Annotated in this window: 26 protein-coding genes; 6 read left to right on the forward strand and 20 right to left on the reverse strand. The window is 36.5% G+C overall.

All coding sequences use genetic code 11. From position 1 onward, the window contains the following. The first annotated feature begins 7 nt into the window (after window positions 1-7). Entirely contained in the window at window positions 8-949 is a 942-nt protein-coding gene (locus JR347_RS09095) for a hydrogen peroxide-inducible genes activator (RefSeq protein ID WP_205723736.1), read from the forward strand. A 10-nt stretch (window positions 950-959) separates the two neighbouring features. Here the strand turns inward: JR347_RS09095 and JR347_RS09100 are convergent, their stop codons facing one another. Beyond that, the gene (locus JR347_RS09100; protein ID WP_205723737.1) at window positions 960-1,454 is read right to left on the reverse strand and encodes a hypothetical protein; all 495 of its coding nucleotides are present in this window, start codon (window positions 1,452-1,454) and stop codon (window positions 960-962) included. A 13-nt stretch (window positions 1,455-1,467) separates the two neighbouring features. After that, a complete protein-coding gene (locus JR347_RS09105) occupies window positions 1,468-2,787 on the reverse strand; it encodes an alpha/beta fold hydrolase (RefSeq protein ID WP_205723738.1) in 1,320 nt (439 codons plus the stop codon). 117 nt (window positions 2,788-2,904) lie between these two features. Here JR347_RS09105 and JR347_RS09110 point away from each other — a divergent pair, with 117 nt between their 5' ends. Beyond that, complete coding sequence (locus tag JR347_RS09110) at window positions 2,905-3,636, forward strand: LytR/AlgR family response regulator transcription factor (protein WP_205723739.1); 732 nt, start codon at window positions 2,905-2,907, stop codon at window positions 3,634-3,636. Here the strand turns inward: JR347_RS09110 and JR347_RS09115 are convergent. Next, complete coding sequence (locus JR347_RS09115; protein ID WP_205723740.1) at window positions 3,633-4,790, reverse strand: MFS transporter; 1,158 nt, start codon at window positions 4,788-4,790, stop codon at window positions 3,633-3,635. The genes JR347_RS09110 and JR347_RS09115 overlap by 4 nt on opposite strands. Window positions 4,791-4,882: 92 nt before the next feature. Here JR347_RS09115 and JR347_RS09120 point away from each other — a divergent pair, with 92 nt between their 5' ends. Further along, window positions 4,883-6,475 carry a SulP family inorganic anion transporter gene (locus tag JR347_RS09120; protein ID WP_205723741.1) on the forward strand — a complete coding sequence of 531 codons (1,593 nt, stop codon included), beginning with the start codon at window positions 4,883-4,885 and terminating at the stop codon, window positions 6,473-6,475. Window positions 6,476-6,688: 213 nt separating this feature from the next. Here the strand turns inward: JR347_RS09120 and JR347_RS09125 are convergent, their stop codons facing one another. The 9 genes from JR347_RS09125 to JR347_RS09165 all read right to left on the reverse strand — a co-directional run bounded on the left by JR347_RS09125 (window position 6,689) and on the right by JR347_RS09165 (window position 14,082). Continuing rightward, window positions 6,689-7,441, reverse strand: coding sequence for a VOC family protein (locus JR347_RS09125; RefSeq protein WP_205723742.1), 753 nt, complete (start codon window positions 7,439-7,441; stop codon window positions 6,689-6,691). Between the two features lie 18 nt (window positions 7,442-7,459). Further along, the gene (locus tag JR347_RS09130) at window positions 7,460-8,704 is read right to left on the reverse strand and encodes an RNA polymerase sigma factor (protein ID WP_205723743.1); all 1,245 of its coding nucleotides are present in this window, start codon (window positions 8,702-8,704) and stop codon (window positions 7,460-7,462) included. Next, window positions 8,704-9,057, reverse strand: coding sequence for a YciI family protein (locus tag JR347_RS09135; RefSeq protein WP_205723744.1), 354 nt, complete (start codon window positions 9,055-9,057; stop codon window positions 8,704-8,706). Before JR347_RS09135 ends, JR347_RS09130 begins: the two co-directional genes overlap by 1 nt. A 159-nt stretch (window positions 9,058-9,216) precedes the next feature. Continuing rightward, the gene (locus JR347_RS09140) at window positions 9,217-9,621 is read right to left on the reverse strand and encodes a DUF3052 domain-containing protein (protein WP_205723745.1); all 405 of its coding nucleotides are present in this window, start codon (window positions 9,619-9,621) and stop codon (window positions 9,217-9,219) included. A gap of 63 nt (window positions 9,622-9,684) precedes the next feature. After that, on the reverse strand, window positions 9,685-10,569 hold the full coding sequence (locus JR347_RS09145) for an SPL family radical SAM protein (protein WP_205723746.1): 885 nt from the start codon (window positions 10,567-10,569) through the stop codon (window positions 9,685-9,687). Beyond that, the gene (locus JR347_RS09150; RefSeq protein WP_205723747.1) at window positions 10,547-11,269 is read right to left on the reverse strand and encodes a DNA alkylation repair protein; all 723 of its coding nucleotides are present in this window, start codon (window positions 11,267-11,269) and stop codon (window positions 10,547-10,549) included. The genes JR347_RS09145 and JR347_RS09150 overlap by 23 nt, the downstream gene beginning before the upstream one ends. Further along, on the reverse strand, window positions 11,266-12,372 hold the full coding sequence (gene corA / locus JR347_RS09155; protein ID WP_205723748.1) for a magnesium/cobalt transporter CorA: 1,107 nt from the start codon (window positions 12,370-12,372) through the stop codon (window positions 11,266-11,268). The genes JR347_RS09150 and corA overlap by 4 nt, the downstream gene beginning before the upstream one ends. 3 nt (window positions 12,373-12,375) lie before the next feature. Next, window positions 12,376-13,227 carry a mechanosensitive ion channel family protein gene (locus JR347_RS09160; protein ID WP_205723749.1) on the reverse strand — a complete coding sequence of 284 codons (852 nt, stop codon included), beginning with the start codon at window positions 13,225-13,227 and terminating at the stop codon, window positions 12,376-12,378. A 3-nt stretch (window positions 13,228-13,230) separates the two neighbouring features. Next, window positions 13,231-14,082: an alpha/beta hydrolase gene (locus JR347_RS09165; RefSeq protein ID WP_205723750.1), complete on the reverse strand. Its 852-nt coding sequence runs from the start codon at window positions 14,080-14,082 to the stop codon at window positions 13,231-13,233. A gap of 58 nt (window positions 14,083-14,140) precedes the next feature. Between JR347_RS09165 and JR347_RS09170 the strand changes: the two genes are divergently transcribed. After that, entirely contained in the window at window positions 14,141-15,115 is a 975-nt protein-coding gene (locus JR347_RS09170; protein WP_205723751.1) for a polyprenyl synthetase family protein, read from the forward strand. A 4-nt stretch (window positions 15,116-15,119) separates the two neighbouring features. Further along, window positions 15,120-15,812 (forward strand): SDR family oxidoreductase, encoded by a 693-nt coding sequence (locus tag JR347_RS09175; RefSeq protein ID WP_205723752.1) that lies wholly within the window; start codon window positions 15,120-15,122, stop codon window positions 15,810-15,812. A 50-nt stretch (window positions 15,813-15,862) separates the two neighbouring features. On the opposite strand, the gene JR347_RS09180 is transcribed toward JR347_RS09175, so the two are convergent. From JR347_RS09180 to JR347_RS09195, 4 genes are all read right to left on the reverse strand, one after another. Further along, window positions 15,863-16,054: a CsbD family protein gene (locus JR347_RS09180; RefSeq protein WP_205723753.1), complete on the reverse strand. Its 192-nt coding sequence runs from the start codon at window positions 16,052-16,054 to the stop codon at window positions 15,863-15,865. Between the two features lie 207 nt (window positions 16,055-16,261). Further along, the gene (locus tag JR347_RS09185; RefSeq protein WP_205723754.1) at window positions 16,262-16,726 is read right to left on the reverse strand and encodes a DUF4199 domain-containing protein; all 465 of its coding nucleotides are present in this window, start codon (window positions 16,724-16,726) and stop codon (window positions 16,262-16,264) included. A 59-nt stretch (window positions 16,727-16,785) separates the two neighbouring features. Beyond that, window positions 16,786-17,211 carry a large-conductance mechanosensitive channel protein MscL gene (gene mscL / locus JR347_RS09190; protein WP_205723755.1) on the reverse strand — a complete coding sequence of 142 codons (426 nt, stop codon included), beginning with the start codon at window positions 17,209-17,211 and terminating at the stop codon, window positions 16,786-16,788. An 11-nt stretch (window positions 17,212-17,222) separates the two neighbouring features. Then, on the reverse strand, window positions 17,223-17,972 hold the full coding sequence (locus tag JR347_RS09195; RefSeq protein WP_205723756.1) for a sulfite exporter TauE/SafE family protein: 750 nt from the start codon (window positions 17,970-17,972) through the stop codon (window positions 17,223-17,225). Between the two features lie 117 nt (window positions 17,973-18,089). Here JR347_RS09195 and JR347_RS09200 point away from each other — a divergent pair, with 117 nt between their 5' ends. Then, entirely contained in the window at window positions 18,090-18,788 is a 699-nt protein-coding gene (locus tag JR347_RS09200) for an SDR family oxidoreductase (protein WP_205723757.1), read from the forward strand. A gap of 25 nt (window positions 18,789-18,813) precedes the next feature. Here JR347_RS09200 and JR347_RS09205 read toward each other — a convergent pair whose 3' ends face one another. From JR347_RS09205 to JR347_RS09220, 4 genes are all read right to left on the reverse strand, one after another. Then, window positions 18,814-19,128 carry a rhodanese-like domain-containing protein gene (locus JR347_RS09205; RefSeq protein ID WP_205723758.1) on the reverse strand — a complete coding sequence of 105 codons (315 nt, stop codon included), beginning with the start codon at window positions 19,126-19,128 and terminating at the stop codon, window positions 18,814-18,816. 142 nt (window positions 19,129-19,270) lie between these two features. Further along, entirely contained in the window at window positions 19,271-21,982 is a 2,712-nt protein-coding gene (locus JR347_RS09210) for a WD40 repeat domain-containing protein (protein WP_205723759.1), read from the reverse strand. A gap of 168 nt (window positions 21,983-22,150) precedes the next feature. Next, on the reverse strand, window positions 22,151-22,672 hold the full coding sequence (locus tag JR347_RS09215) for a YceI family protein (protein ID WP_205723760.1): 522 nt from the start codon (window positions 22,670-22,672) through the stop codon (window positions 22,151-22,153). Window positions 22,673-22,771: 99 nt separating this feature from the next. Then, on the reverse strand, window positions 22,772-23,974 hold the full coding sequence (locus JR347_RS09220) for an NAD(P)/FAD-dependent oxidoreductase (RefSeq protein ID WP_205723761.1): 1,203 nt from the start codon (window positions 23,972-23,974) through the stop codon (window positions 22,772-22,774). Between the last annotated feature and the right edge of the window lie 137 nt (window positions 23,975-24,111).

Raw genomic sequence — 24,111 nt, forward strand, 5'->3', positions numbered from 1 at the left:
TCTTATTATGACACTACAGCAATTAAACTATGCCTTACAGTTACAGAAATATGGCAATTTTGGAGAGGCCGCCCATCATTTAAAAATTAGTCAGCCAGCACTGAGTTTACAAATAAGCAAGCTGGAGAAAGAAATGGGGCTACTCATTTTTGATCGATCGCGGAGCCCGGTAGTGCCTACAGTTGAAGGCCGCGCATTTTTAGATAAAGCAAGTGGAGTGGTGCATCAGGCAGATGACTTAAAGGAGTTTGCGTTGAATACATCAGATTCATTATCAGGCACTTTAAAAATTGGAATTATTCCTACACTGGCTCCTTTTCTGGTGCCGCTATTTGCCTATTCTTTTCAGGAAAAGTATCCGGGTATTTCACTAGACATTAATGAAGTGATTACCGAAAAAACGGTAGTGGGCGTGAGAGATGGCCAGCTGGATGCGGGTATTTTATCTACACCCATCAATGCCTCAGGTGTGGAGTCATTTCCGTTGTTTTACGAGAAATTTTTTTTGTATTCCTCTCCAAAGGTTCCTAAACGGCAACGGACATTATCTACTATCGATTACCGTAAACTATGGCTTTTAGATGAGGGTAACTGCTTTAGAGATCAGGTGAATGATTTTTGTAATGTTTCTAAAATCAGGGAAAATAAAGATTTTATTTATAGAAGTAACTCCATTGATGCACTCATCAGAATTGTGGATAGTAAAGGCGGAATGACTATTTTGCCAGAGCTAACTACATTAATTCTTAACGAAGAACAAGAGGAAAATATTAGCGAAATAAATACAGGAAAAACGAAAGCAAGAGAAGTAGGTTTGATCAAACGCCCCAGAACAAATAAGGAAAATATGATTAGTGTTTTAATGGATCACATCGTTGCCAGCATTCCAAAAAATATGTTGAATTCTAAAAAGCTAGAGGTAGTGGACCCAAATATTCACATGGTGTAATCCGCCTTCGCTATTTGATATTCACTTTCGTTTCTTTTAAACCTTTTGACTGAAGATATTCATACAACTGAGCAGCTTCTTCACCACCAACTTTAGCATAATGTAATAAGGTAAACCCATGCGGGCCTATAGAATGGATGGCGTTCGGATAAATCTCCAATACGGGTTTTACCAACTCCGCTTTGCCTAGCATTGTTAAAGCGAATATGTTTAGTCTGCTGCCTGATTCGATCAAATAATTGGCTATTTCTTTGTTTCCAACATGTCCGGCACCTTCAATGGCTTCCTCAAAATCACCACTTCCCCAATCGTGCCGGCAATGAATGAGGTTAGGGTCATTGGCCAGCATTTCTTTCACCCGATCGAGATTATTGTGGCCAGCAGCTACGAACTCCTTTACTATATCTCTGCTATAAGGTTCGTTATCAGCAGCGCTAACCATGTTTGGGGTTAAAAAAACGGCACTGCCAAGCAGGCCGTTTCTGATAAATGTTTTTCTATCCATACCACTCATACGTTTATTTGAGCTTAATGGGTTTCATTCCAGCCATTTCCCTGGCCCAATTAACTACCAATTCGGCCATTTTTGGATCCCATGTACCCGGCTTTCCAAAAAATGAATTATCTGGCGACTCATGGATAGTATTCCAATGATCCAAATCCTTATACCTTACCAATTCGTGATCTTTATGGCCTGCTTTTTCCAAAACTTCTATGATCATATCATTGTCGAAATCTGACATTATCCAATCATTGGTGCCTCTTAATATCCTTACAGGTGCTTTTAGCCGCTCCCATTCTCCGGCTAAATCATAATCCTGCAATTGATGGTAATATTCCATGGGTCTGCCATACATGTGATTGGGTGAGTGGTAATTGTATTCGGCTAAAGCAGGATATTCATCAATAATTTCGCCATAGCTCTTTTTTAGAATTAGCATGTTGTAATAAAGCGGAATGTACCCTTCATTCATTTTCTTAATGATGGTGCTCTCGTCAACCCCTTGCATTTCCTGAAGCCTTCGTTCGATTTCCAGCATATGCTCAAACCAGGTTTTAAAGAAAGTACCATCTGAAATTACTCCTGCAAGGTTAAACTCATTGGCCAGCATAGGTGCTTGGGCGCTGCCCATACTTGAACCATAAAGTATAATTTTGGTGGTATCTACATAATCCAATGATTTCAGCTTTCTAATGCCCGCTTTGTAGCCGGCCAGATCCATTTCAAAATCTCCCGAGGCACAATCACCCTCACTGTCACCAACGCCCGGTTTGTCTACCCGCATTACAACCATTCCGGATTGCTCAACAACAGTGCGTATCATTCGTGCCCAATTATGGCTTCGGTCGGTGTAGGTTTCTAATGTGCTGCAACTCAAACCTTGCACGAAAAATATAGCTGGTAGTTTACCTTGGCTATTTTCCGGTTTGGTGATAATCGCCCGATGGCTCAACCCATAGTCACTAATTATTTCAGTATAATTAGTTTGCAAACCTTCATGCTCTTCGAGTGGCAGGGCATTAAGAGTTACTGATTTATTAAAAACATCGGCACCTCTTCGCACGAGCAGTTCAGTAGGGGTGTTGGCTCTTATGGCATAGGTAACGGAAGTAATATCCTCAGGTATTGTGATTAACCTTCCATCAACACTAAGTAAAATATCACCTATCATTAAGCCCGACTTATCGAGTGGGCTATCTTTTTCAATGGATTTTAGAATGGCACCGGGTGCTCCATCCACTTTGTTTAATGATGCTTGCCATTGCGCTCTTCGCGTTAGTTTCTGTGCTGAAGTAGCAACTGTGATAATTAAAAATAGTAATGTAATTGACCGCATAGTTTTCTTGTTTTTCTGCCAATTTGTAGAATAGAGCTCATTGATTTTTCTTATTTATGTGAACGATGCGACTTGTTATGCGTATGACTCTCAAAATATGATATTCTAAAACTGCGGATGTTTAGAAACGGCTATTTATTTGGTTCAAGAATATTAACCCATACATTATTTTGGGCTGCTTATTATATTCTGTTTAGTCTGATATGGGCCAAGGGTAGCTATTATGAAAGCTTTGGGCTGGAGTTTATTTTGCTGCCCATTAGAATTACGGCTTCATACATTTCAATGTATTTCTTGATACCGAACTTCTTGTTGAAAAAAAAGGAAGTTAAGTTCGGAATGTACTATTTGTTGGTGATCATTATCGGTGGCATCCTTCAGCGGCTGTTCACTTATTTCTATTATGAGTTATTGATACTGGAAACTACACATGGTTTGTTATCAATCGGTGGAATTATACAGTCAGTTGTATTGATCAATACCACAGTTCTTTTACTATCAGCATTGAAAATATTTCAATATTGGAAAATAGAGCATGAGAAAAAGGAAGATGCTCTGGAAGAGTTAATAGAAATACGTGCAGAGAAAAGAAACTATCGGGTTAACCCAAAGGACATCCGATACATTGAGGGATTGGGTAATTATGTGATCTTTTATTTGAAGGATGATAAAAAACTGATCAGTTATATTTCATTAAAAGAAGCAGAAGAATTATTGCCGGATTCCTTCATGCGGTCGCATAAGTCGTTTGTAATTAATAAAGACCATGTGCAGTCGTATACCAACGATAGTGTAGAGATATCGGGCAGGATACTACCGGTGGGGAAGTCGGTTCAAATAGAATTCTAAATACGCACTTTTTTCAGGCTCATCAAACCGAAAAGTGGCCCAATAACAAGGACTAAAAATACCAGTGGTGTTGCAAAAATGTCAAGCAAGTATTGTGTGAGTTGTATACTGATGATGGTTAAGGAAAAGCCGATGCAATTTACGATAGTAAGTGCAGTACCTTTCGTTTGAGCCTCTGCGTGAGTGGCTACCAATGTAGAAAAGAGCGGTGAATCAGGAATTACAGTAAAACCCCAGATGAGCAGGAAAGTTAAAAATAGTTCGGTAGGTAAATAACTAAATGCGATGGGTGACAGCAGGCAACACATACCAGATATTGATAGCGAAATAAAAGCGATTTGTTTAACACCTCCAGAAACGGATAGATAGCCACCAATTACGCAACCAATTCCGCCTATGGCAATAATCAAAAAGGACCAGCCTGAAATGTTCACTTCATAATTACTGTATTCTGAAACGGCTGCAAGCATCAAAGGTACAAATGCCCAAAAGGTATACAGCTCCCACATATGTCCGAAATAGCCGAAGGCTGCTGACTTGAGTTCTTTATTTTTAAAAACGTCAAAGAAGGCAGATAATTTAACTTGCAAACCGGGTTTACGATATGGACCATCAGGTACAAAAAGCAGAATGCTAAGTCCACCAAGAAAGGCGAGGGCTGAAGTGCAATAGATTACTACTTGCCAGTCTAAACTTCCTGAGAAGAACTTAATGAGGTGAGGCAGTGCTGTACCTAAAACTAAAGCACCTACCAAATACCCCAAAGCAGTTCCAAGGCCTTTTTGATAGTAGTCTGCCGCTATTTTCATTCCAACCGGATAGATACCTGCTAACAGCACACCTACACAAAATCGAATGATAAGAAGTGATACTAGTGTGTTGGAGTGTACTGTTAATGCTAAATTGATCAATGATCCGGATACGGCACACCAGAAAAATAATTTTGATGGTGAAAATCGATCGGCCAAATTAAGAATAGCAAAGAGAAGCGTTCCTGAAATAAACCCGAACTGAACTGCAGAAGTTAAATAGCTAACATCCGTAGTTTCTAAATAAAAGTCTTCTACCAGTCCGCCTATTACGGCATTGGTAGCAAACCACAATGAGGTGCAATAGAATTGAGCAAGAACAATGATGGGTAGCTTTGCTTGCATACGATTGCAATATGGAATGAAAAATTTAGAAATAAGAATACTTTGCCCTTCTATACTTAAAGCTCTAGCTTTGCACCCTTTTCCAGGAAACTATGAGAGAATTTATAATAAAGAGAACGGCTAACGCCAAGAATGATATTTTAAGTGGGCTAACCGTTGCGTTGGCTTTAGTGCCGGAGGCGGTGGCCTTTGCCTTTGTGGCTGGTGTAGATCCTTTGGTGGGTCTTTACGCTGCATTTATGATTGGCTTGATTACCTCTATTTTTGGTGGCAGACCGGGGATGATTTCAGGGGCAACAGGTGCCTTAGCAGTGGTGATGGTTACTTTGGTAGCTCAAGGAAATGCTATGGGTGCTGAAGGTGAAAATCTTGGGCTTTATTATCTCTTCGCAACGGTGATTTTGATGGGAATCATTCAAATGATCGTAGGCCTTTTAAAGCTGGGAAAATTCGTACGCTTAATTCCTCATCCTGTAATGATGGGTTTTGTAAACGGTTTGGCCATTGTAATCTTCCTTTCGCAATTAGGGATGTTTAAAGAAGTAGTAGATGGGCAAAAGGTGTGGTTGCAAGGGCTGGACTTAGGCTTGATGATTGGCTTGGTATTTTTAACCATGGCCATTATGCACTTCCTGCCGCGCATAAATAAGAAATTACCAGAGGCATTGATCGCCATTATTGTGGTTTCCGGAATCGTGATATTTGGTGGCTTGGATGTAGCTACAGTAGGTAGCTTTATCAGAAGTGGAGGTGGTTCTGGTCTTGAGGGGGGCTTACCAACGTTTCAAATAGACATTTTTAATAAGGTGCCATTTACATGGGAAACCTTGAAGTTTATAGGACCTTATGCAGTTATTCTAGCGGCCATAGGGTTGATAGAGTCATTAATGACTTTGAATTTAATTGATGAGTTGACTGAAACACGAGGTCATTCTAATAGAGAATGTATGGCACAAGGTGGTGCCAATATTGTCACTGGTTTATTTGGTGGAATGGGCGGTTGCGCCATGATCGGTCAGTCTATCATTAACATTAAATCCGGTGGACGAACCAGACTTTCAGGAATTGTAGCAGCCCTTTCATTGTTGGCATTTATTTTATTTGCCTCTGGTCTAATTGAGCAAGTACCTATTCCAGCCTTAGTTGGAGTAATGTTTATGGTGGTGATTGGCACATTTGCATGGAGTAGTTTCAGAATTATCAATAGAATTCCTTTGAGTGATGCCATTGTACTTGTGGCTGTTTCAGCGCTAACAGTAATTTTTGATTTAGCGATTGCTGTAATCGCTGGTATCATTATCAGTGCGTTGGTTTTTGCGTGGGAAAATGCAAAACGCATTCGAGCGAGAAAACACACACTAGAAGATGGCACCAAGGTGTATGAAATCTGGGGGCCGTTATTTTTTGGTAGCATTCAGCAATTCAACAGCAAGTTCGATGTAAATGGCGATCCTGATAAAGTAATTATTGACTTTATAGAATCCAGAGTTTCTGACCATTCTGCTTTGGAAGCCCTTTTCAACTTAGTAGAGAAATACGAGGCGGCAGGCAAAGAAGTTAAAATAAGACACCTGAGCGAAGAGTGTCAGAGATTAATGGTAAAGGCTTCTCCGAAACTGGAGGCAGTTATTGAGAAAGATATTGAAGATCCACGCTATCACGTAATGGCCAATGCGATGCAGTAGTAGCAACTACAAATGAAAAGAGGGAACCTGAAAAGGTAGACAAATTAAATATGGAGTCATTCTGACGTAGGAAGAATCTTACTCAGATATTAATGTATTCGCTTCTAACTGAGAAAGATCCCTCGTTTCCTCTGGATGGCCAGTCTTTTGAGGGACCTTCTTTTAAATTTATAGTACTATAGTAAACTTGTTTTCTCTAGGAATACCCCTTTTTTAATGTGTAGAATACAAACCCACTCTATTGCCCTCAGTATCATCAAAAATTGCAAAATAGCCATTTCCAGGACCCAGTGATGTTTTTTCATTGATTACTTCACCACCATTTTTATTAATTCTTTCTAAATGAGGAGATAAATCTTCTCCTGCATGTAAGTATACCATTGTGCCTTCTTTAGAAGGTATTAACCCCTCACTTTTAATTAATGTCCCTCCAACACCTGAATCAGGATTAAATGGGAATATTGCTAATTGTGATCCTTCATATTCTAATTTTTGTAGATCAGTATTTAAAATTTTTGTATAGAACAGATAGGCGCGTTCAAAGTCTGTTACAGGAATTTGAAAATTTTGAATTGCACTTTTCATCATCTTTTCATTTTGTTTATTTAATTGATTAATCTCTCCATAATAAAATACATTGAAAGGGTAAATGTCAGCTTTAAAAATGCCGTTTTTAACGGATGCATCTAATGAAATTAGACTGTCTGCCGCTGATTGATCTTTAGCAGTGAATATGATTTGACCAATATCTGAATATCTAGCTCCTAATTTGATAATACCTCTGCTTCGCAGGTCTTTTAAAAATTGTGAGTGTTCAGAAAAGTATGGTTGTTCAGCGTATGGTTTATTGACGTCCCATTTTTCGCCTATCGTATAATGTAAAACAAAATACTTATTCACTTCTTGAGCTCGTATACTCAAGGTAATTCCAAATAGTAAAACAATTGTGATTATTATATTTTTCATAGTTCTTCAATTATTATGTTAAAGTTCATGGATGCGGACTGCTAGAAATTCATGTTCGCGTCTATTCTTTGATAATTCCTGAGCTTTATTAAATGCTCGTTTGGCCAAATTTGGTTTGTTCAATCGTGCAAGTAAATCACCCTCGAGGGCATAAATCAGATAATGGTTATTTAGTATACCTGATTGTTTTGTTGCTTCTAATTCCTGCAATGCCATAGCCGGTCCATTCACATAGCTTTTAGCCACAATTTTATTTAACTGTGATAGCGGTGAGTATTCTATTTTTTCCAATTGTTCATATAAATAAACAATCTGCTTCCAGTTGGTTTCTTCAAAGTTTGGACTTAAGCAATGAATGGATGAAATGATGGCCTCTAAATGATATTTACTTACTTCCTGAGATTTGGTGGCTTTATTCAAAAAGAAGATTCCTTCATTGATGTATTTCTTATCCCATAAACTTCTATTCTGCTTTTCAAGAGTAATAATGTCACCTGTATCGTTTAAACGGGCAGGAAACCTGGCCAAGGCAAAAAACATAATCGACAGCAAAGCAAACGTTTCGTATCTAAGTGAAGTATCTGGTTCTAGTAAAAGCTTCGTTAAGCGAATAGATTCAAAACACAGATCATGATTGATAACCTGATCAGATCGGGTGGATTTATAGCCTTCGTTAAACATTAGGTATAACACGGTGTGAACTACACCTATGCGTTCTTCTGATTGTAATAAAGTGCGGCTTTCCATTTCCACCACCTTTTCCCTTAGATGTTTTTTTGTTCGAGTAAGTGCTTTTTTAACGGCTTCTTCTTCCATTAAAAGTGCATTGGCCAATTCTTTACGCCCGAAGCCTGATAAAATATGAAGTGTAATTAAAATCTGATTTCTCTTAGAGAATGAAGGGTTACAACAAGTTAAAAGTAGTCTAAGTTGACTATCACTTACTTCATTTTCCAAATACACCTCATGGGTTTCTGAATTACTTTCTACTTCTTGGGATGCATCTAATGGAGCCAAACGACTATTTCTTTTAAAATAGTTTACGGCTTTATTTTTTGCAACACTCATCAGCCATGCCGGTGGGTTATCCGGGATGCTTCCGTATTTCCATTTTGTTAATGCAGTTTCAAAGGTATCTTGCACCACATCACTTATTTCATCTAGTACATGCAGGCCATATATTTTAGACAATACAGCAATCATCTTTCCAGAATTTTCCCTGAAAAGATGTGCTGTTAATTGTTTAATTTTTTCAGTTGGCATTAAGGTTTTTCAACATCAATAACTTCTCTAACCTCTAATGTTGCTTCATCCATTTTAAGAGATGGACAACCTTTAGAAATCTCAGTAGCCTCTTCCAGAGAGTTGGCCAATAAAAAATAATAACCGCTGATACTTTCTTTTAACTCAATGAATGGTCCGTCTGTAACTATAGCAGAACTTCCTTTGATACATTTCCCATGTGGCATGAGGGGGTTGCCGCCTTTAAAATGACCTTTTTCCATTAATTGTGCCACCCAATTAGTATGTGCTTCAATGCTTTTTTGCATTTCTTCAGCACTCATTTCATTCTCATTCTCTGCATTGTTTCTAATGAGCATTAAGTATTCTTTCATTTCAATAAAGTGTTTTGGTTCACCTATATATCAATTAAGTTACTTAATCGGGGACATTATTACAGAAAATAGTTTAGCAGTGAGTGGTGTTTTGCAAAGTGTAATGCTGTACTGAAGTTAATTGGAACTTGCCCTTAATGTGTTATTTGATGGTTTCTGCTATCTATCTTTAATCCGATACATAAACTTTAATCCCGACCAGGTTTTATCTACTGCACAAACTTTCACATCTACAAGACCATTGGCCAGGCCATATTCGCGAACGATATTGCCATCCAAATCGGTTGGTACTTTTGATGCCTTTTTGGGCCATGACACCCAAAGAGTTCCTTTTTTTGCTAGTTGAGATTTGCATGATTTAAAATGAGCATCCATTTCTTTATGTGTAAATACAAAAAGATGAATGAAGTCTAATTCAGAATCAGTTTTCTTAGCTTCTTCAATTTCAGGTAAGTCGGCAAACAGGTTAAAGTAATGCTCAGGTTGGTTTACAAATAGCACTTTGTAGCCTTCTTTAATTCCAAGTTTTTTGGCTAGTGGGGTTCCTGAGTAGCCTGCGTTCATACAATTAAAATAACAATTTATTCTGAATCAACTGCAGTTGGACGTTTTGATTAGAAAGAGTTTCTAAATAATAGCACGCTTTATTCCATATGTGGCACACATCTCATCCATTTTCTTATCAAAAGCTTCGCGATAGTAGGCTGGCAGCTCGTTATGCTTCGAAAATAGCCTCTGATACTTTGGGACTAGTTCTGGGTAATGCTTTTCTATAGCACCAAGAACCAATGTTTTGCTATCTGCTTTTCCTTCGCCATAAAGCGCAATGGTTGCAGGTAGAATATAGTCAACATCAACTTTTTTGAATACCTCAAATGAAGCAGTTAATTGCTCTGTAGTGTCTGTTATATAAGGGATCATAGGCATAAAGCTAATGCCGGTTTTGAGTCCAGATTCTTTGATTTTTTGTACAGCCTCTATTCGCGCTGAGGGGGGAGTGGCACCCGGCTCAAATATTTGGGCTATACTATCTTCAATGGTTGAAAATGAAAATGTAACTAAAGTTCCTTTTAACTTTTGAGCCAGATCTGAGGGCAGAATAGCGTCTTCATTAATTGAGTTTAATATTTCTAAATCTCTTATTACTAAGTCTGACCGGGTGATGATATGAACGGGAAATTTGTATTTCCAAATAACTTCCAGCATTTGCTGAGTTAACCTGTACTCACTTTCAGCTTTTAGATACGGGTCAGTGGCTGAAGATAATACAATAAAACCATACTCATTTTTACGTGCACGTATTGAAAGTTGTTTTTCTAAAAGTTCGGGAGCATTCGTTTTTATTTCTAATGCCGTACCCATGTGAGTACCATATTTACTCCCTCTGATAAAGCAAAAGAGGCAATTAAAAGAGCAAGCAGAATAAGGGTTTACTGTATAATCATCCAGAAACCATGCGTCTCTGCGTTTGGTTTTGTTTAATATCGATTTAGCCTTTCTTTTTTTTGGCATAATCATGTCTTGAAAGACCAATTTTCACTTTTCCTCGAAACCATTGTCCTACACTTTCAGAGTTAATCTCATCATCATACTTCTCAATAATATCTGGATGGAACTTCGCAATAGTTTTAGCGGCCCAACCAATTCCCGTTTTAATATGGTAGTCTTTTGCCGCAGCCAAACTAAGAAGAAGTTGAAACGCCTTCTCGGAGTTAGCATAACTTAACCCATGTTTAACTGCTCTATGAACTCCCGGACCAATTGATCTAACTACCCAGTTGACAGGGTGTTTAGCAATTGGTTGAAATTCTGTTAGCATTAGTTCAGGGTAATTTAATAGAGCGACACCATAAACTCGCTCACCAATAATATCTGTTACATACCAATCATCAGCAAGTGCTATAATCTCAGTTGCAGTATCTATTGATTCTTTGAAATTATCTTGAAGTTTATGCTCCAGTAGTTTACCTATTATTACATTCCCTCCAATAGTCTTGAGCTTTTCAATTTCAAAACAAAAATCAATCAGCTGTTTGGAATCCAGTTGGTTATAAATAAGTGTCGAAGCATGTTCTAATAATGGAAACTTTACTTTGTAGTTAAGCAAGTTGGAAAATAGCCGATGAGCTAATTCATGGTTAGATTTTGAAGTACTTAACGCTTCATCAACAATTGTGGTAATTTCATTTTTTCTTGTGATTGACTGAATCAAAACCACTTCTTCCTTTTAAAATAGATTACCATAATCATTAAAGTGGTAAGCATCAAACCCCAAACCGCAGCATAGCCATACTTCCATTGGAGTTCCGGCATATATTCGAAATTCATTCCGTAAATACCTGCTATAAATGTGAGTGGAATAAAGATAGTAGCAATGATGGTTAGCACTTTCATTACCTCATTCATCTTATTACTCACACTGGTCATATACATGTCCATTAAACTGGTAGTAAGATCACGGTAGGTTTCCATTGTTTCAATTACTTGTATCGTATGATCGTACACATCATTGAAGTACTGTATGGTTTCTTTTTTAATAAAGTGATACTCGCCTTTACTAATTTTACTCACGGCCTCTCTTACCGGATAAACTGATTTTCTAAGAAAAATCAATTCTTTTTTTAACTGTTGTATTTTTTGTAGGGTGCGTTTAGTTGGATTAACAAAAACCTCGTCTTCCAGCAATTCAATACGCTCTGCTATATTTTCAAGAATTAAAAAGTAACTATCTACTATGGTATCTATAAACCTGTAAAAAAGATAGTCGGCATGCTTTTTCCGTGCTTTACTATTGGGATCATTCTTCAATCGGTTTCTCATTCCTTCGAAAAGGTCACCTTCCTTTTCCTGAAAAGATAGAATATAGTTTTTGCCTAAAACAAAACTCATTTGCTCGTAAATGATGCTCTCAGTATTTAAGGCATTAAGAGTTTTTAAGGTGAAAAATAAGTGTTCCTCGTACTCTTCAACTTTAGGCCGCTGATCGGAGTTTAGTATATCTTCAAGTATTAGGGAGTTTACGGCAAAATGTTCACCTACCTCGCGAATAAGATCCACATTATGCAACCCATCGATATTAATCCAGTTAACAGTTTCGGCTGAAAGCCCTTCAGTTATTTCGTTAGACTTGCCACTGCTAGCTTCTCTAAATTCTTTATCGTTATAGCTGATCAGTTCAACTAACGATTTGTCTGTGAGTTTCTCGCCCAAGTGCACCAATTGGCCGGGAGGTAAGCCAGCTGTTTTTGATGACTTAATCAGACTTGGAAACTTAATTTTTGGAAAATCAAACGGGTTAGGAAAGTCAAACTGCATAAACTATTTTTTGTCTTTATAAACAATGGTTCTGTGCGGGAATGGTATTTCCACACCTTCTTTATCGAATCTTTCTTTAATTGACTTATGTAAGTCACACTTCATGGCAAAACCAACCATTGGATCTCTTGCCCACACATAGCCTCTTAAATTTAACGAGCTATCTCCAAACTCAATAAGCCTAACTCTTACAGCAGGTACACCGTTAGCTTTATCTTCAGGTGTTCTAGCATCTAAAAAGTCAGGATGTTTTTCAGCCTCTTCCTGAATTATTTTGGTAGCCACATCTACACTTGAGTCATAGCTGATGCCAACGTGAATGTGCATGCAAGTTTCAAATTCATTCAACGTAGAGTTAATGATAGTTTCATTACTTATCACCGAGTTGGGAATAACGATTCGTCTGTTTTCGTAATTATTAATTACTGTGTGTCTGAGAGTAATGTCTTCCACTTCGCCCATTAAATCAGTGCCTATTTTAATATGATCGCCCACACGAAATGGTTTAAAGATTACCAGGAAAATTCCGGTAATAATATTTGAAAAGGCCGATTGCGATGCAAAACCAATAATGGCGGCAAATACACCGGCACCTGCAAATATTGTTACGCCATAATCTTTTAATTCAGGTATTCGATAGAATATGATGATTATGGCAATAATGAAAATGATAAAGCTTACTGCATTCTTAATGAAGTTATACTTGGTAGGGTCTACATTAAGTTTTTGAGAGGCAGTTTTCACAAACTTATTTAGTGAATACCTCAGTATTTTTGTAAGAATAAATGCAATTACTAAAATGATAAGTGACACCAGAATATGGCGCCATACTTCTGAGTTAAAATCGATATCCATGTTTTAAATATTCTTGAAGAAAGATACGGTTTTATTCAATACCTCGTATGTATGAGGGTGTAAATCGTCCTGTGTAAAAGGGTGTGAGCCACCAAACACATGGTCTGCTCCAGCAACCACATGCAGCTCCGCCTCCGGTTTTAACTCCTTCAGTTCATAGGCATGCTGCACAGGAACGGTCGGATCTTTATCGCCATGAAAAATGATTACTGGTTGCTCCAACTCACTTATTGCTTTTTTAGGGTTATATCTGTCCCTATTGTTCATTAGATCGTGATAAGCCTGGAAGTAAATAGGCATCATCTGGTTTGTACGGGTATTTTCAACATAATGTACACCTTCTTTACGCCAGTGCTCAACAAGTTGATCAGTGAATCCCATAGAAAAATCATTCACAGCTGCCCAGGTAGCTAACCCCTTTATACGTTTGTCTTCTTTAGTTTTAACGATGGAAATTCCACCACCACGACTATGACCAATTACAAACAGTTTGTCAGTATCTACATTTAATTCGGGAACAGGGTTTGAGTGGATGAAATCGATCATCGTGTCAATGTCGTTCAATTCCTTTGTAAAGTTGTTATTTCCAAAGGCCTCCAAATCTGTAAAGTTGTTAGGGTCATCGTTTGAAATGCCGTTGAATGACATATTGAACTTAAAAAAAGCAAACCCGTGCTCAGCAAATTTTTGAGCCAGCAGGTTAAAATGGCCCCAGTCTTTAAAACCTTTGAATCCGTGAATAAATAGTATTACTGGTAGAGAACCGATTGCCTTTCTAGCTGTTAAATCAGCAAGAAATGGACGGTTATCATTTTTACTTATAAGCTCAAAATCCTGTTTTATTTGATTCGCCATACTATTTGTTTTGATAAGCTCCCCGTTGGAGTTAATATTGTAGCCAACTAGTCGATAGATGGCCTTAAATCTAAAAGAAATAAAAGCACCGATTGCCACCGAGATGGAGGAATTTGAAAAGAAATTCCGTTCATCTATGAAAACCAAGGTGCTACTTCTTGACAAAATAATGACATACATCATAAAGCGCAAAGGAAAACAGATGCGCCCTATGTTTGTATTTCTAAGCGCTGGTACTTGTGGTAAAATAGAAGAGTCAACCTACCGAGGAGCGTCATTAATTGAACTTTTACATACGGCAACGTTGGTGCATGACGATGTTGTGGATGATGCCAATTATAGACGTGGATTTTTCTCGATAAATGCATTATGGAAAAATAAAATTGCTGTATTGGTTGGGGATTACCTGCTATCGAGAGGGTTACTGTTGTCAGTAGATAACAATGATTTTGAGTTGTTGAAAATAGTATCTTCTGCGGTTAAAGAGATGAGTGAAGGCGAGTTATTGCAGATAGAAAAGGCCAGGGTTTTAGATATCACTGAGGATGTATATTACGAGATTATCAGACAAAAAACGGCTTCTTTAATTGCATCTTGCTGTGCAGTAGGTGCGAGTTCTGCAGGTGTTCAAAATGGGCAGGTTGAGAAAATGCGACTGTTTGGTGAGAAAGTGGGAATGGCCTTTCAGATTAAAGATGACTTATTTGATTATGGTGATGATGAGATCGGTAAACCGCTGGGTATCGATATTAAGGAAAAGAAAATGACGCTTCCGTTAATAAAAGCCTTGTCGGAGGCATCCAGATCGGATAAAAAACGGATAATAAAGATAATTAGAAAACATTCTGAAGATAATAAGAAAGTTGCTGAGGTAATACAATTTGTAAAGCAATCAGGTGGCCTGGAATATGCCCAGGGAGTGATGCGCAAGTTTTATGAAGAGGCAATGGAATTGCTCAATGAATTTGAAGAATCCATTTATAAACAATCATTGGGGCAATTAGTGCAATTCACAATAGAGAGATCAAAATAATTTTATGGAATTAGTAGATAAGGTGGCTGTAGTTACCGGTGTAAGTAAAGGAATTGGTAGGGCTACAGTAGAGGCTTTGCTCAAGAAAGGATGTTTAGTTGCAGGGTGGGGCAGGACAGCACCAGACATACAGCACACCAATTTTTACTTTTTTGAGACGGATGTTCAAGACCTGAGTTCGGTTAAGAATGCTTACCACGGTACGATTAATAGCATTGGTGATGACGTTTCAATTTTGGTTAACAATGCAGGCCTTGGCTTTGAAGGCGAGCTAGAACAACTAACAGAAGAGCAATGGAGCACCATGTTTAGAACCAATGTGGATGGTGTATTTTATTGTACCCAGCAAGTTCTACCCGGAATGAAAGAGTTAGGTGAAGCACATATAATAAATATTTCTTCTATTGCGGGTCAAACGGGTATTCCGGGTATGTCTGGCTATTGTGCGACTAAGTTTGCTGTAAGAGGTTTTTCTCAATCACTTTATAAAGAGGTGAGGAATGATGGTGTAAAAGTCACCTGCATCTATCCGGGCTCAGTTCAAACTAACTTTTTCGATTCAATAGATTCCGTTACTGCTAACGATAATATGATGCAGCCTGAAGATATTGCCAGCACCATTGTTCATTGTTTGGAATCAGATGCTAATTACCATCATGTAGATATAGAGGTAAGGCCGCTGAAGCCGAAAGGATAAAAAAAGGCATTCGCTAGCTAGCGAATGCCTTTTATAAATAATTATCAAATTTATTTGTTGATTAGTGACTCAACTTCTCTACGGATATCGGTTTTACTTTTTCCGATTCTTTTTTCTATACGTCCGAATAACTCATCTTCCATACCTTTTTGGTACATTAAATCGTCATCTGTTAATTCACCATATTTTTGTTTTAGTTTTCCTTTTACTTCTTTCCACTTTCCGTCTAATAATAATTCCATAGTTATGTATTTTAAAATTCGTTGAAGGCTTCTAGAGTTTAGAAGCAATCACCTTATATACTGCAATATTCATTCCTATGCTCTAAGAAGCTTAAAAGCTAATATTTAGTAAGATTATGGGGAATTGAGGTACATAAGTGTGTATTATTTTCCACAAAAAAACCATTTGATGCGATACCAAATGGCTTGAATAATACAATTAGTAAGTTAACCTATTTCATTGGCACCCGCCATATGCGATTTTTTAAGCAGCTGCATATTAGCGAAACTCATTAGGCACCCAGAGGCCATACCTTCTATGAAAATTTGAAATACTGCACCGTATTTATTCATGTATAACCCGAGTGGTTCATTCAACTTTATGGATTCCATAAAAGCTGGGTTGATCACTGTCAGATATAATAACCCGAATACTGAAAATACAAGGGATGCTACAAATGCAGTAATAATTCCCGTACCTAATCCTTGAAAATAATTGAAGTCGTGATCTGAGTTTTTAAATTCTTTGATGGCTTTGTACACACCAAAATACATGATCACTCCATTGAATAACCTGAGTTCTATCTCGTGGACATACCCAAGTACCTGTAGCGCAAAAAAATATGCGGAGAGTAACCCAAATACGATCAGTCCCCACTTTAATCCGATTTGTTCTAATGTTTTAGGTTTCATGCATAATCAACACCAATAAGTTGATTAATGTTCAAAATTGGCTAATTCAATACTATTTACTACTGTTTGTTGCTCTTAAGAAGATCTCTTATTTCAGAGAGGAGCTGAATGTCTTTTGGTGTTGGTACCGAGTCGTCTTTTTCATTATCAGCCTTGGCTCTCAACTTGTTAATTCCTTTAACAATAAGAAAGACTGTCATAGCGATAATCAAAAAATCCAGAATCGATTGAATGAAAATACCGTAATTGAGAGTAATTAATTCCTGCTCAATTTCGCCCGTAGAAGTTTTAATTTCTTCCTGTATAACCACCTTTAAATTCTGAAAATTAACCTTACCTAGTACAAGTCCAAAAACAGGTGTGATTATGTCATTAACAAGGGAGGAAACTATTTTATTAAAGGCTACACCGATTATTATACCGATAGCCATATCGAACATATTGCCTTTAATGGCAAACTCTCTAAACTCTTTAATAATTTTCATAGAGGTTTAAATTAATAAAACCAGAGCTTAATGGCCAATGCTGTTACTGTGATCACCAAAATTCTTTTGATCCATTTATCTCCTTTTTTTACAGACCATCTGCTGGTTAACCAACCGCCAATAGCGTTTCCGGCTGCCAGAGTTAACCCATAAGTCCAGTTGATAACATCTTCATAAATAAATACAGCCACGGCAGATAATGTGTAGATTAAAGCAACAAATACTTTAGCGCTGTTCGTTTTTACTAAACTGAATCCGTTAATTCCTGTAAGTGCCGCTATCATTATAAAACCAACTCCAGCCTGAATAAAACCTCCATAAATTCCTACAAAAAAGAAAACAATAACACCCAGTACCTGAGCCTTAACACTCATATTTTCCTTGATTATAGTATTTGTTTTTTTTGAGTTAAAAACCGTGAGTAATACCACACCCACCATAACAATGGCAATTACTTTTTGGAAAATATCATCACTGAGATCGACAGATATCTTTGCGCCTATGATGGCACCCAGAAATGCTGAAAGTGCAATGTATAAACTGTATGGCCATGCATGTACACCTTTTGAACGAAAACCGGCAACTGCAAATAAATTTTGACTGATTATGCCAATTCTATTGGAGGCATTTGCAATGGTGGGAGGGAGGCCAAGAAATATTAATACTGGAAGTGACACCAAAGAACCTCCACCGGAAGTAACATTAAGAAAAGAGGCCAAAATGCCAGTACCTAATAATAATAGAGCCTCCCAAACAGTCATGCGCTAATCTACTATTTTGAATGGATTAGGAACAACTTTCATCTAATTAATCTATTTAAACATCGACTTGTTATAGTTTAGTAAAAGTATAATCAATGAGTAAATAAATACAGTAAAATGAAAAGTAAAACTGTTGTTGTAACGGGAGCGAATAGAGGTATAGGTAAGCAAATAGTAAAAGAATTGGCTGAAATGGGGCATCATCTGATTATTGCGGCAAGGGACAACAAATCTGGCAGCCAATTCGCTACTGAATTAAAAGACTCAGGATACCAAGTTGAGTTTAGGAAGTTGGATTTAGAAAACCCTGAGAGTATTCATGATTTCGCCAAAGGTTTATACACAGACTATGAAAAGATAGATGTGCTTATAAATAATGCCGCTGTGTTTTTAGACCAGGGAGAGAATGTGTTATCTGTTGCCATGGATACTGTTAGAAAAACCGTGCAGATAAATCTTTATGGCCCGATGGATTTAACTAAAACGCTCATTAATCTATTAAAAGGTAGTGAAGAAGGAAGGATAATAAATATTAGCAGTGAACTTGGAGCAATGATAGAGATGGCTGGTTTGCATCCTGCCTATCGGTTATCGAAAGTTGGTCTAAATGCTTTTACGAAAATAGCTGCCGATGATTTGTCAGAAACGAATATTAAAATAAACAGCATGTGCCCCGGTTGGGTTAAAACAGATATGGGAGGCAAAGGTGCTCAACGTTCTGTAGAACAAGGGGCAGATACAGCAGTGTGGTTAGCTACCGCTGAAGACATACCCAATGGAAAGTTTTTAAGGGATAGAAAAGAGATTGAATGGTAAAATCCAGAATGTACCGGATGTCGATTTATTTTACCAACTTACCATTCAGGCTCATCCAGCCCCCACCGTTATAAACCTCTTCAAACCCTTTAGATTTAAGTACACCTTTTGCTACGCCACTTCGCATTCCTGAGGCACAACAAGTAATAATAGGTTTCTTTTTATCTAATTGATTTAATTTTTTGTCTAGCTGATCTAATGGGATATTAATTGAATTTGCCACATGTCCACCGGCATATTCTGCGGCAGATCTTACATCTATAATAATGGCTCCTATTTCCACTAGTTCTTTGTAGTTAGTATTGGAGCCTCCGATTATTTTTTTAAGTGCGTCTATCATTTTTTAAAATTTAACTTTTACAATTTTAACGGTACTTAGAGAATTAGTTTGTAACAATAGTTACGCAATTGTCCTGGAATTAATTTTGTCAGCTTCCTAAAACATTGACGTTATTAAAACCACCTTCCACTTTAATCTGCAATTATAATTGGATATTGATTACTGAGTCAAGTTCTAGAATACTCTTGATTGGTTTATTGATTGATCTTAATTTGAAGGTATAGGTATCATCTTTCTTTATTTGCTCAGTACTTATGTTTTTAAAATCTGTTTCCTCAAAGATCGCTACTTTGTTATCAGGTAGTACAGCAAGAAGTTGATTTGAAACATTTGGATTATATGCAAATCTTATATTATCCTGAACGGGATATTTGATTACACTTTTACCGTTGATATAAGTAACGTGAAATACTGAAATATTATTAAAGTCATTTGGTACATCAAATTCGAAGTTCGCTGTAAATTGTAAACTACCAGCTTCTTTAATTAACCTATCCCAATTGTATAATCCGAATTTATTAATTTCAAAGCTTCTATATACATTAGCCTCTTGTTGTTTACGCTTTTTTTCTTTGTTGTAATTTGCTAGCTTTTTTGGAAGATATTGATTTATCAATTCTAAATCATTCTTGTCAAGATAGACATACGTATTAAATATTTTTTCTCCCTTCTTTAACTCAAGCTGATATATTGAGGACTTCAATTCGAAAAGGTTTTTTAAAACCAGATTATTATCGTTGCCTTTATAAAGTATTTGGCTAGAATCATATATTTCATAAATAGGTAATGAGCTGGTTGATAAAAGTAATTGACCATTCAGGTTATAATATTTACTTTTCTCCAAATCCATCTCAAATACCTTTATCATATTTGCATACTTTCTAGCATAGAAGTTATCATAAGTGCCTAATATTTTACTTTCAATTTCATTTCCTTCAACTGACCATAATCGAAAATACCCATCTTTGGAAAGGGTATAAAAAGTACTATCTGTTATAAAATCAGATGTAAATATTAAAGAATCCACCATTGTAAGATCTCTAATCATTTGACCTTTTAATGTGTAAAGCTTTTGTTGAGAATTACCCTCAAATAATAAGTAACTTTTTTTAGGTGATATCTTAATTGAATAATCATAAACATCACAATGAAGGCATATACCAGCATTTTTTATAGTCAATAAATTCTTTTCTTTACTTAGGTCATAAAGGCGAAATGTTGAATTAGGATGGCTGTAACCAGGAATTACGTTTTTTGGCAATGAATGGTAATTAGAATACATTTCAACAAATGGTAAAGCCTTAACTGTATTTGACCTGAAATCCCAAACCCGTGAATTGAAATTTTTACGACCTTCTTCCTCATAGGTATATTCTGTAACTAAAAGTTTATTTGTCCCATGAACCGATTTTATGGAATTGTAGTAGTTTTCATTTCTTTCCTTGTAATTAGTATTGATAATTAACTTTTGTTTTGAATTAATTGATTCATCTTTCATGTAATCCCATAATGTTAGTGTCCCATTTAATTCATGAATTAATAAAGTGTCAGGAGATAGACTTTCGATATTTCTATATTTACCTGGTCTCTCATTAAAAAGATTACCATCGAGATTGTAGATTTTAATCCCATCATAAGAATTTGTAACTAGTTTTTGATTTGGTGTAATTAGCCAATTTTCAATTATGCCTCTGTTATCATAACTGTCGTCAAAATTCAGATAAACATCTTTAATTAATTTCCCATCAAATCCTTGAATTCTAATGTGACTTTTATCATAATTAATTTGACTTATTACTCTCTTATAAGAAGGTATAATTTCATAGCCATAAGAAAAATCAAACCTACAGATGAATTCACCTATATGATTGAAAAGGAACAAACCATTTTTACCATTAATCACAATATAATTATCTTCCCAAATTTCAAAATTGTCATAGTAGCCACCATAACTGCTTTCAGATTTCGGGATTGATCTTATAAAGTCACCCGATCTATTCCAGATGTTAATTTTTGTCTCTTCAGGTATAATAATGAAGCTTCCATTCTTTATTGTTTTAATATTATTAGTAAACCATGAGTCATTATTAGAATAGATTTTTTCATTGATCAGCGTTTTACCAAATCCATACTTTGGTTGCGAAATAGAAAGTGAAGACCAATTTTCCTTTAGAACCCAGTTGTTTTCATTAGACTTCGGATTAGCATAATTAGTAGCTAGTTTCCACTTTATGTCTTCAAGTGGAGCTAGTTCAGGATATTCTTTAGAAGCAAATTTTAAGTTGAAATTATCAATAATTTTTGTTGTGTCGACTGCATTTATATTTGCTTGAACATCGGTTAGTTTTTTCCATTGACCTGCCATTATTGAGTCTGACGTGCTTTCTTCATTGAAATAAAAGAAATCAAAATCGCCATTGGCTGTAGATGGATAATGAATGTTTAATTTACTGCCTTCTTTTATAAAAATGGGTTCACCATCAGAAGTTCCTCTGATATCGAACATGCCGGCAGACTCGAAATTGAAAACCTCGTCATTATGATTGAAAGTCATGGGAATACCTGAAGCAATAATTTCTGAAACTGAATTATAAGATTTGATTTCGATGGTTACCTTATTAGTAATTGCCGAACCATCTGCTTTTATAAAAGTATTTGCAGGTATATCCAAACTTACTCCATTTTCAAATCTTGCTATTTGATGGATATTTGGATCTATTTGTACACTATTACTTTTAACATTAAAGCCATTAAATGGGGGATTGATTTGTTGAAGATTTGATGCATCCTTTTTATCATCACAAGCACTTATATAGATAAATAGAAATATCAGATAAACTAAATTGAATTTCATAATGTCTTTTTATGGTCAATTGTTTTGTTTCATTATCTCTTAAAATAAAAGAGGGATAATTACGAGTTTAGTGCTTCCATCAAAGTTCTTTAATTATTGTAATCCATAGGATTCTCAAAGGTCACATTTTGATAGTTTTCACAATTATTATAATTCAAAATACTGAATTTATTGAACTACTAATTCGATTCTTACCTTCACCTCATCGCCCATTACCCAACTGTTGCTGCCAACTCCAAAATCTAGTCGGTTAATTTCGAAGTCCGATTTGTATGTAACGGTCGATTCTTCTTTTACTATGTAAAATGGAATGGTTAACTCTTTCGTTGTTACTTTAATCGTTAGATTAAATAGACCTTCAAATTGATCGGGCCCAACTTTACTAAATGATTTCGATGTCAATTCAATGAAGGGATATTTTTCTACATCAAAATAGTCTTCTTTTTTCAGGTGCTTATCGCGCAAGCCAATTCCCGTGTCAATTGTTTTTACATTCACGGAACCCTTGATTAAACTGTTGTTTAAATCGTTAGGATTAAATTGCATTATGACTTTTTCTAGCTCTAAACTCCCATTTACATTGATTCTAGCATTTTTAATCGTGAAAGTTATCTCGCTAGATAAGACATCTTGCGCAACAAGGCAGCGAGCAAAAAGAATAAATAGAATAGTAGAGATACTTTTCTTCATCAGTAAGTTAATTTCAAACTAAGATGAGCAATAAAACAACAATGCCCTACTAATTAAAGTAAGGCATTGCCTTCATCAGACAACTGGTAGAAATCAATTTTATGGTAACCAGGCCAAACCTCTTCTAGACTTCCATAAAAAGTATTTTTCAAGAAACACTTTAGTGAAGTCATAAAAGATGTTTGGTATCATAATCGCAAATGTTCTTGGTTTGAACAGGTGGTTAGATAAAATTAAGACTTCTTTTTTACCAGCATCCATTACGCATAGTCCGGGTATTTTGCCCCAAGGCTTTTTGATTAGGTCTTCCCGTCCTTTAGCCGTTCTAATAATGTTTTCCGCTACAATTTTTCCTGTCTCATCTGATGGGTAACCCGTTTTTGGTGCAGAAAAAGGTATGTTTTTGCATTCAAATGGTAAATCCACATGAACAGCAATACCAGCGGCCCACACGTTTTTCAATTCTTTATGTCTGTAACTTTCTGTTACCGGAATGTAACCCACTTCAGTAGAAGGCAGGTTAGGAGAGTTTTTGACGAAATCTACGCCTACAAAAGGAGGCATTAACATGGTTAAGGAACTATCAATCACTTCACCATTAGTCAGAATTATTGAGTTAGCAGTTACTTCTTTAACAGCTACACCGGTTTCGTAATGGATGTGAAACATTTTCATAAAGCCTTTTAGCATGGTTTCGCCCATAGGCATGCCGTCAATACCAAAGTGACCGAGGTAGTCTTCTGGGGTTATCCAATAAAGGTCAACTTTCTTTCTAATGTTCTGCTCTCGAAGCCACTTTTCCATATTAAACAGAAATTCGTAAGCAGCACCCATGCAGCCAGCATTTTGGGTTGCACCAATTACTATCGGGCCTGGGTTCTTTTTAAACTCATCTAAAGCGGCTCTGAGTTTCATAGCGCCATTAGGTGTTCCAATATAATGCGCATGTTCAGCTACTCCTGGTGCTACATCGTATTTTACTTTTGGGCCTGTTGCTATTACGAGATTATCGTAATGATAATCGCCTTTGGTTGTGGTAACTATTTGATTGAATGTATCCACATTCAAAGCTTCTGCATGTACAAAATCCACCTCTTTCTTTTTCAAGATATTTTCTTTTTTGAAAGAGATGTCTTTCATTTCTCTTCTTTTAAAAGGAACCCAAATTAAGGATGGAATGAATAAAAAGAGTGGTGATTTATCAATGAGGATAACTTGATGATCTTTTTTGCCCTTCCTTTTGATTTCGATTGCGGCAGTCATGCCTGCAAAACTGCCACCTACTACTACTGTGGTTGTCATGATTTCCCCTGTTTTGTTGATATCTAAATTAGAGGAATAGAGGAGGACTTTACATGACGAATATCAACATAAAAACTGTTATTCAACGGTTTTGACCTGATTATTGAGCATTGTAATCAGCACCCCCACCCAAACGG

It is taken from the genome of Fulvivirga lutea, from assembly GCF_017068455.1.
Lineage (GTDB): Bacteria > Bacteroidota > Bacteroidia > Cytophagales > Cyclobacteriaceae > Fulvivirga > Fulvivirga lutea.

What these genes read in the sequence shown, in the direction of transcription:
- JR347_RS09165 (WP_205723750.1), bottom strand. Translation starts at nt 14,082, where the DNA reads ATGGCGAATCAAATAAAACAGGATTTTGAGCTTATAAGTAAAAATGAT.
- JR347_RS09170 (WP_205723751.1), top strand. Translation starts at nt 14,141, where the DNA reads ATGGCCTTAAATCTAAAAGAAATAAAAGCACCGATTGCCACCGAGATG.
- JR347_RS09105 (WP_205723738.1), bottom strand. Translation starts at nt 2,787, where the DNA reads ATGCGGTCAATTACATTACTATTTTTAATTATCACAGTTGCTACTTCA.
- JR347_RS09160 (WP_205723749.1), bottom strand. Translation starts at nt 13,227, where the DNA reads ATGGATATCGATTTTAACTCAGAAGTATGGCGCCATATTCTGGTGTCA.
- mscL (WP_205723755.1), bottom strand. Translation starts at nt 17,211, where the DNA reads ATGAAAATTATTAAAGAGTTTAGAGAGTTTGCCATTAAAGGCAATATG.
- JR347_RS09145 (WP_205723746.1), bottom strand. Translation starts at nt 10,569, where the DNA reads ATGCCAAAAAAAAGAAAGGCTAAATCGATATTAAACAAAACCAAACGC.
- JR347_RS09130 (WP_205723743.1), bottom strand. Translation starts at nt 8,704, where the DNA reads ATGCCAACTGAAAAAATTAAACAATTAACAGCACATCTTTTCAGGGAA.
- JR347_RS09175 (WP_205723752.1), top strand. Translation starts at nt 15,120, where the DNA reads ATGGAATTAGTAGATAAGGTGGCTGTAGTTACCGGTGTAAGTAAAGGA.
- JR347_RS09095 (WP_205723736.1), top strand. Translation starts at nt 8, where the DNA reads ATGACACTACAGCAATTAAACTATGCCTTACAGTTACAGAAATATGGC.
- JR347_RS09115 (WP_205723740.1), bottom strand. Translation starts at nt 4,790, where the DNA reads ATGCAAGCAAAGCTACCCATCATTGTTCTTGCTCAATTCTATTGCACC.
- JR347_RS09185 (WP_205723754.1), bottom strand. Translation starts at nt 16,726, where the DNA reads ATGAAACCTAAAACATTAGAACAAATCGGATTAAAGTGGGGACTGATC.
- JR347_RS09215 (WP_205723760.1), bottom strand. Translation starts at nt 22,672, where the DNA reads ATGAAGAAAAGTATCTCTACTATTCTATTTATTCTTTTTGCTCGCTGC.
- JR347_RS09195 (WP_205723756.1), bottom strand. Translation starts at nt 17,972, where the DNA reads ATGACTGTTTGGGAGGCTCTATTATTATTAGGTACTGGCATTTTGGCC.
- JR347_RS09200 (WP_205723757.1), top strand. Translation starts at nt 18,090, where the DNA reads ATGAAAAGTAAAACTGTTGTTGTAACGGGAGCGAATAGAGGTATAGGT.
- JR347_RS09125 (WP_205723742.1), bottom strand. Translation starts at nt 7,441, where the DNA reads ATGAAAAATATAATAATCACAATTGTTTTACTATTTGGAATTACCTTG.
- JR347_RS09180 (WP_205723753.1), bottom strand. Translation starts at nt 16,054, where the DNA reads ATGGAATTATTATTAGACGGAAAGTGGAAAGAAGTAAAAGGAAAACTA.
- JR347_RS09120 (WP_205723741.1), top strand. Translation starts at nt 4,883, where the DNA reads ATGAGAGAATTTATAATAAAGAGAACGGCTAACGCCAAGAATGATATT.
- corA (WP_205723748.1), bottom strand. Translation starts at nt 12,372, where the DNA reads ATGCAGTTTGACTTTCCTAACCCGTTTGATTTTCCAAAAATTAAGTTT.
- JR347_RS09220 (WP_205723761.1), bottom strand. Translation starts at nt 23,974, where the DNA reads ATGACAACCACAGTAGTAGTAGGTGGCAGTTTTGCAGGCATGACTGCC.
- JR347_RS09110 (WP_205723739.1), top strand. Translation starts at nt 2,905, where the DNA reads ATGTTTAGAAACGGCTATTTATTTGGTTCAAGAATATTAACCCATACA.
- JR347_RS09140 (WP_205723745.1), bottom strand. Translation starts at nt 9,621, where the DNA reads ATGAACGCAGGCTACTCAGGAACCCCACTAGCCAAAAAACTTGGAATT.
- JR347_RS09100 (WP_205723737.1), bottom strand. Translation starts at nt 1,454, where the DNA reads ATGGATAGAAAAACATTTATCAGAAACGGCCTGCTTGGCAGTGCCGTT.
- JR347_RS09210 (WP_205723759.1), bottom strand. Translation starts at nt 21,982, where the DNA reads ATGAAATTCAATTTAGTTTATCTGATATTTCTATTTATCTATATAAGT.
- JR347_RS09135 (WP_205723744.1), bottom strand. Translation starts at nt 9,057, where the DNA reads ATGAAAGAATACTTAATGCTCATTAGAAACAATGCAGAGAATGAGAAT.
- JR347_RS09205 (WP_205723758.1), bottom strand. Translation starts at nt 19,128, where the DNA reads ATGATAGACGCACTTAAAAAAATAATCGGAGGCTCCAATACTAACTAC.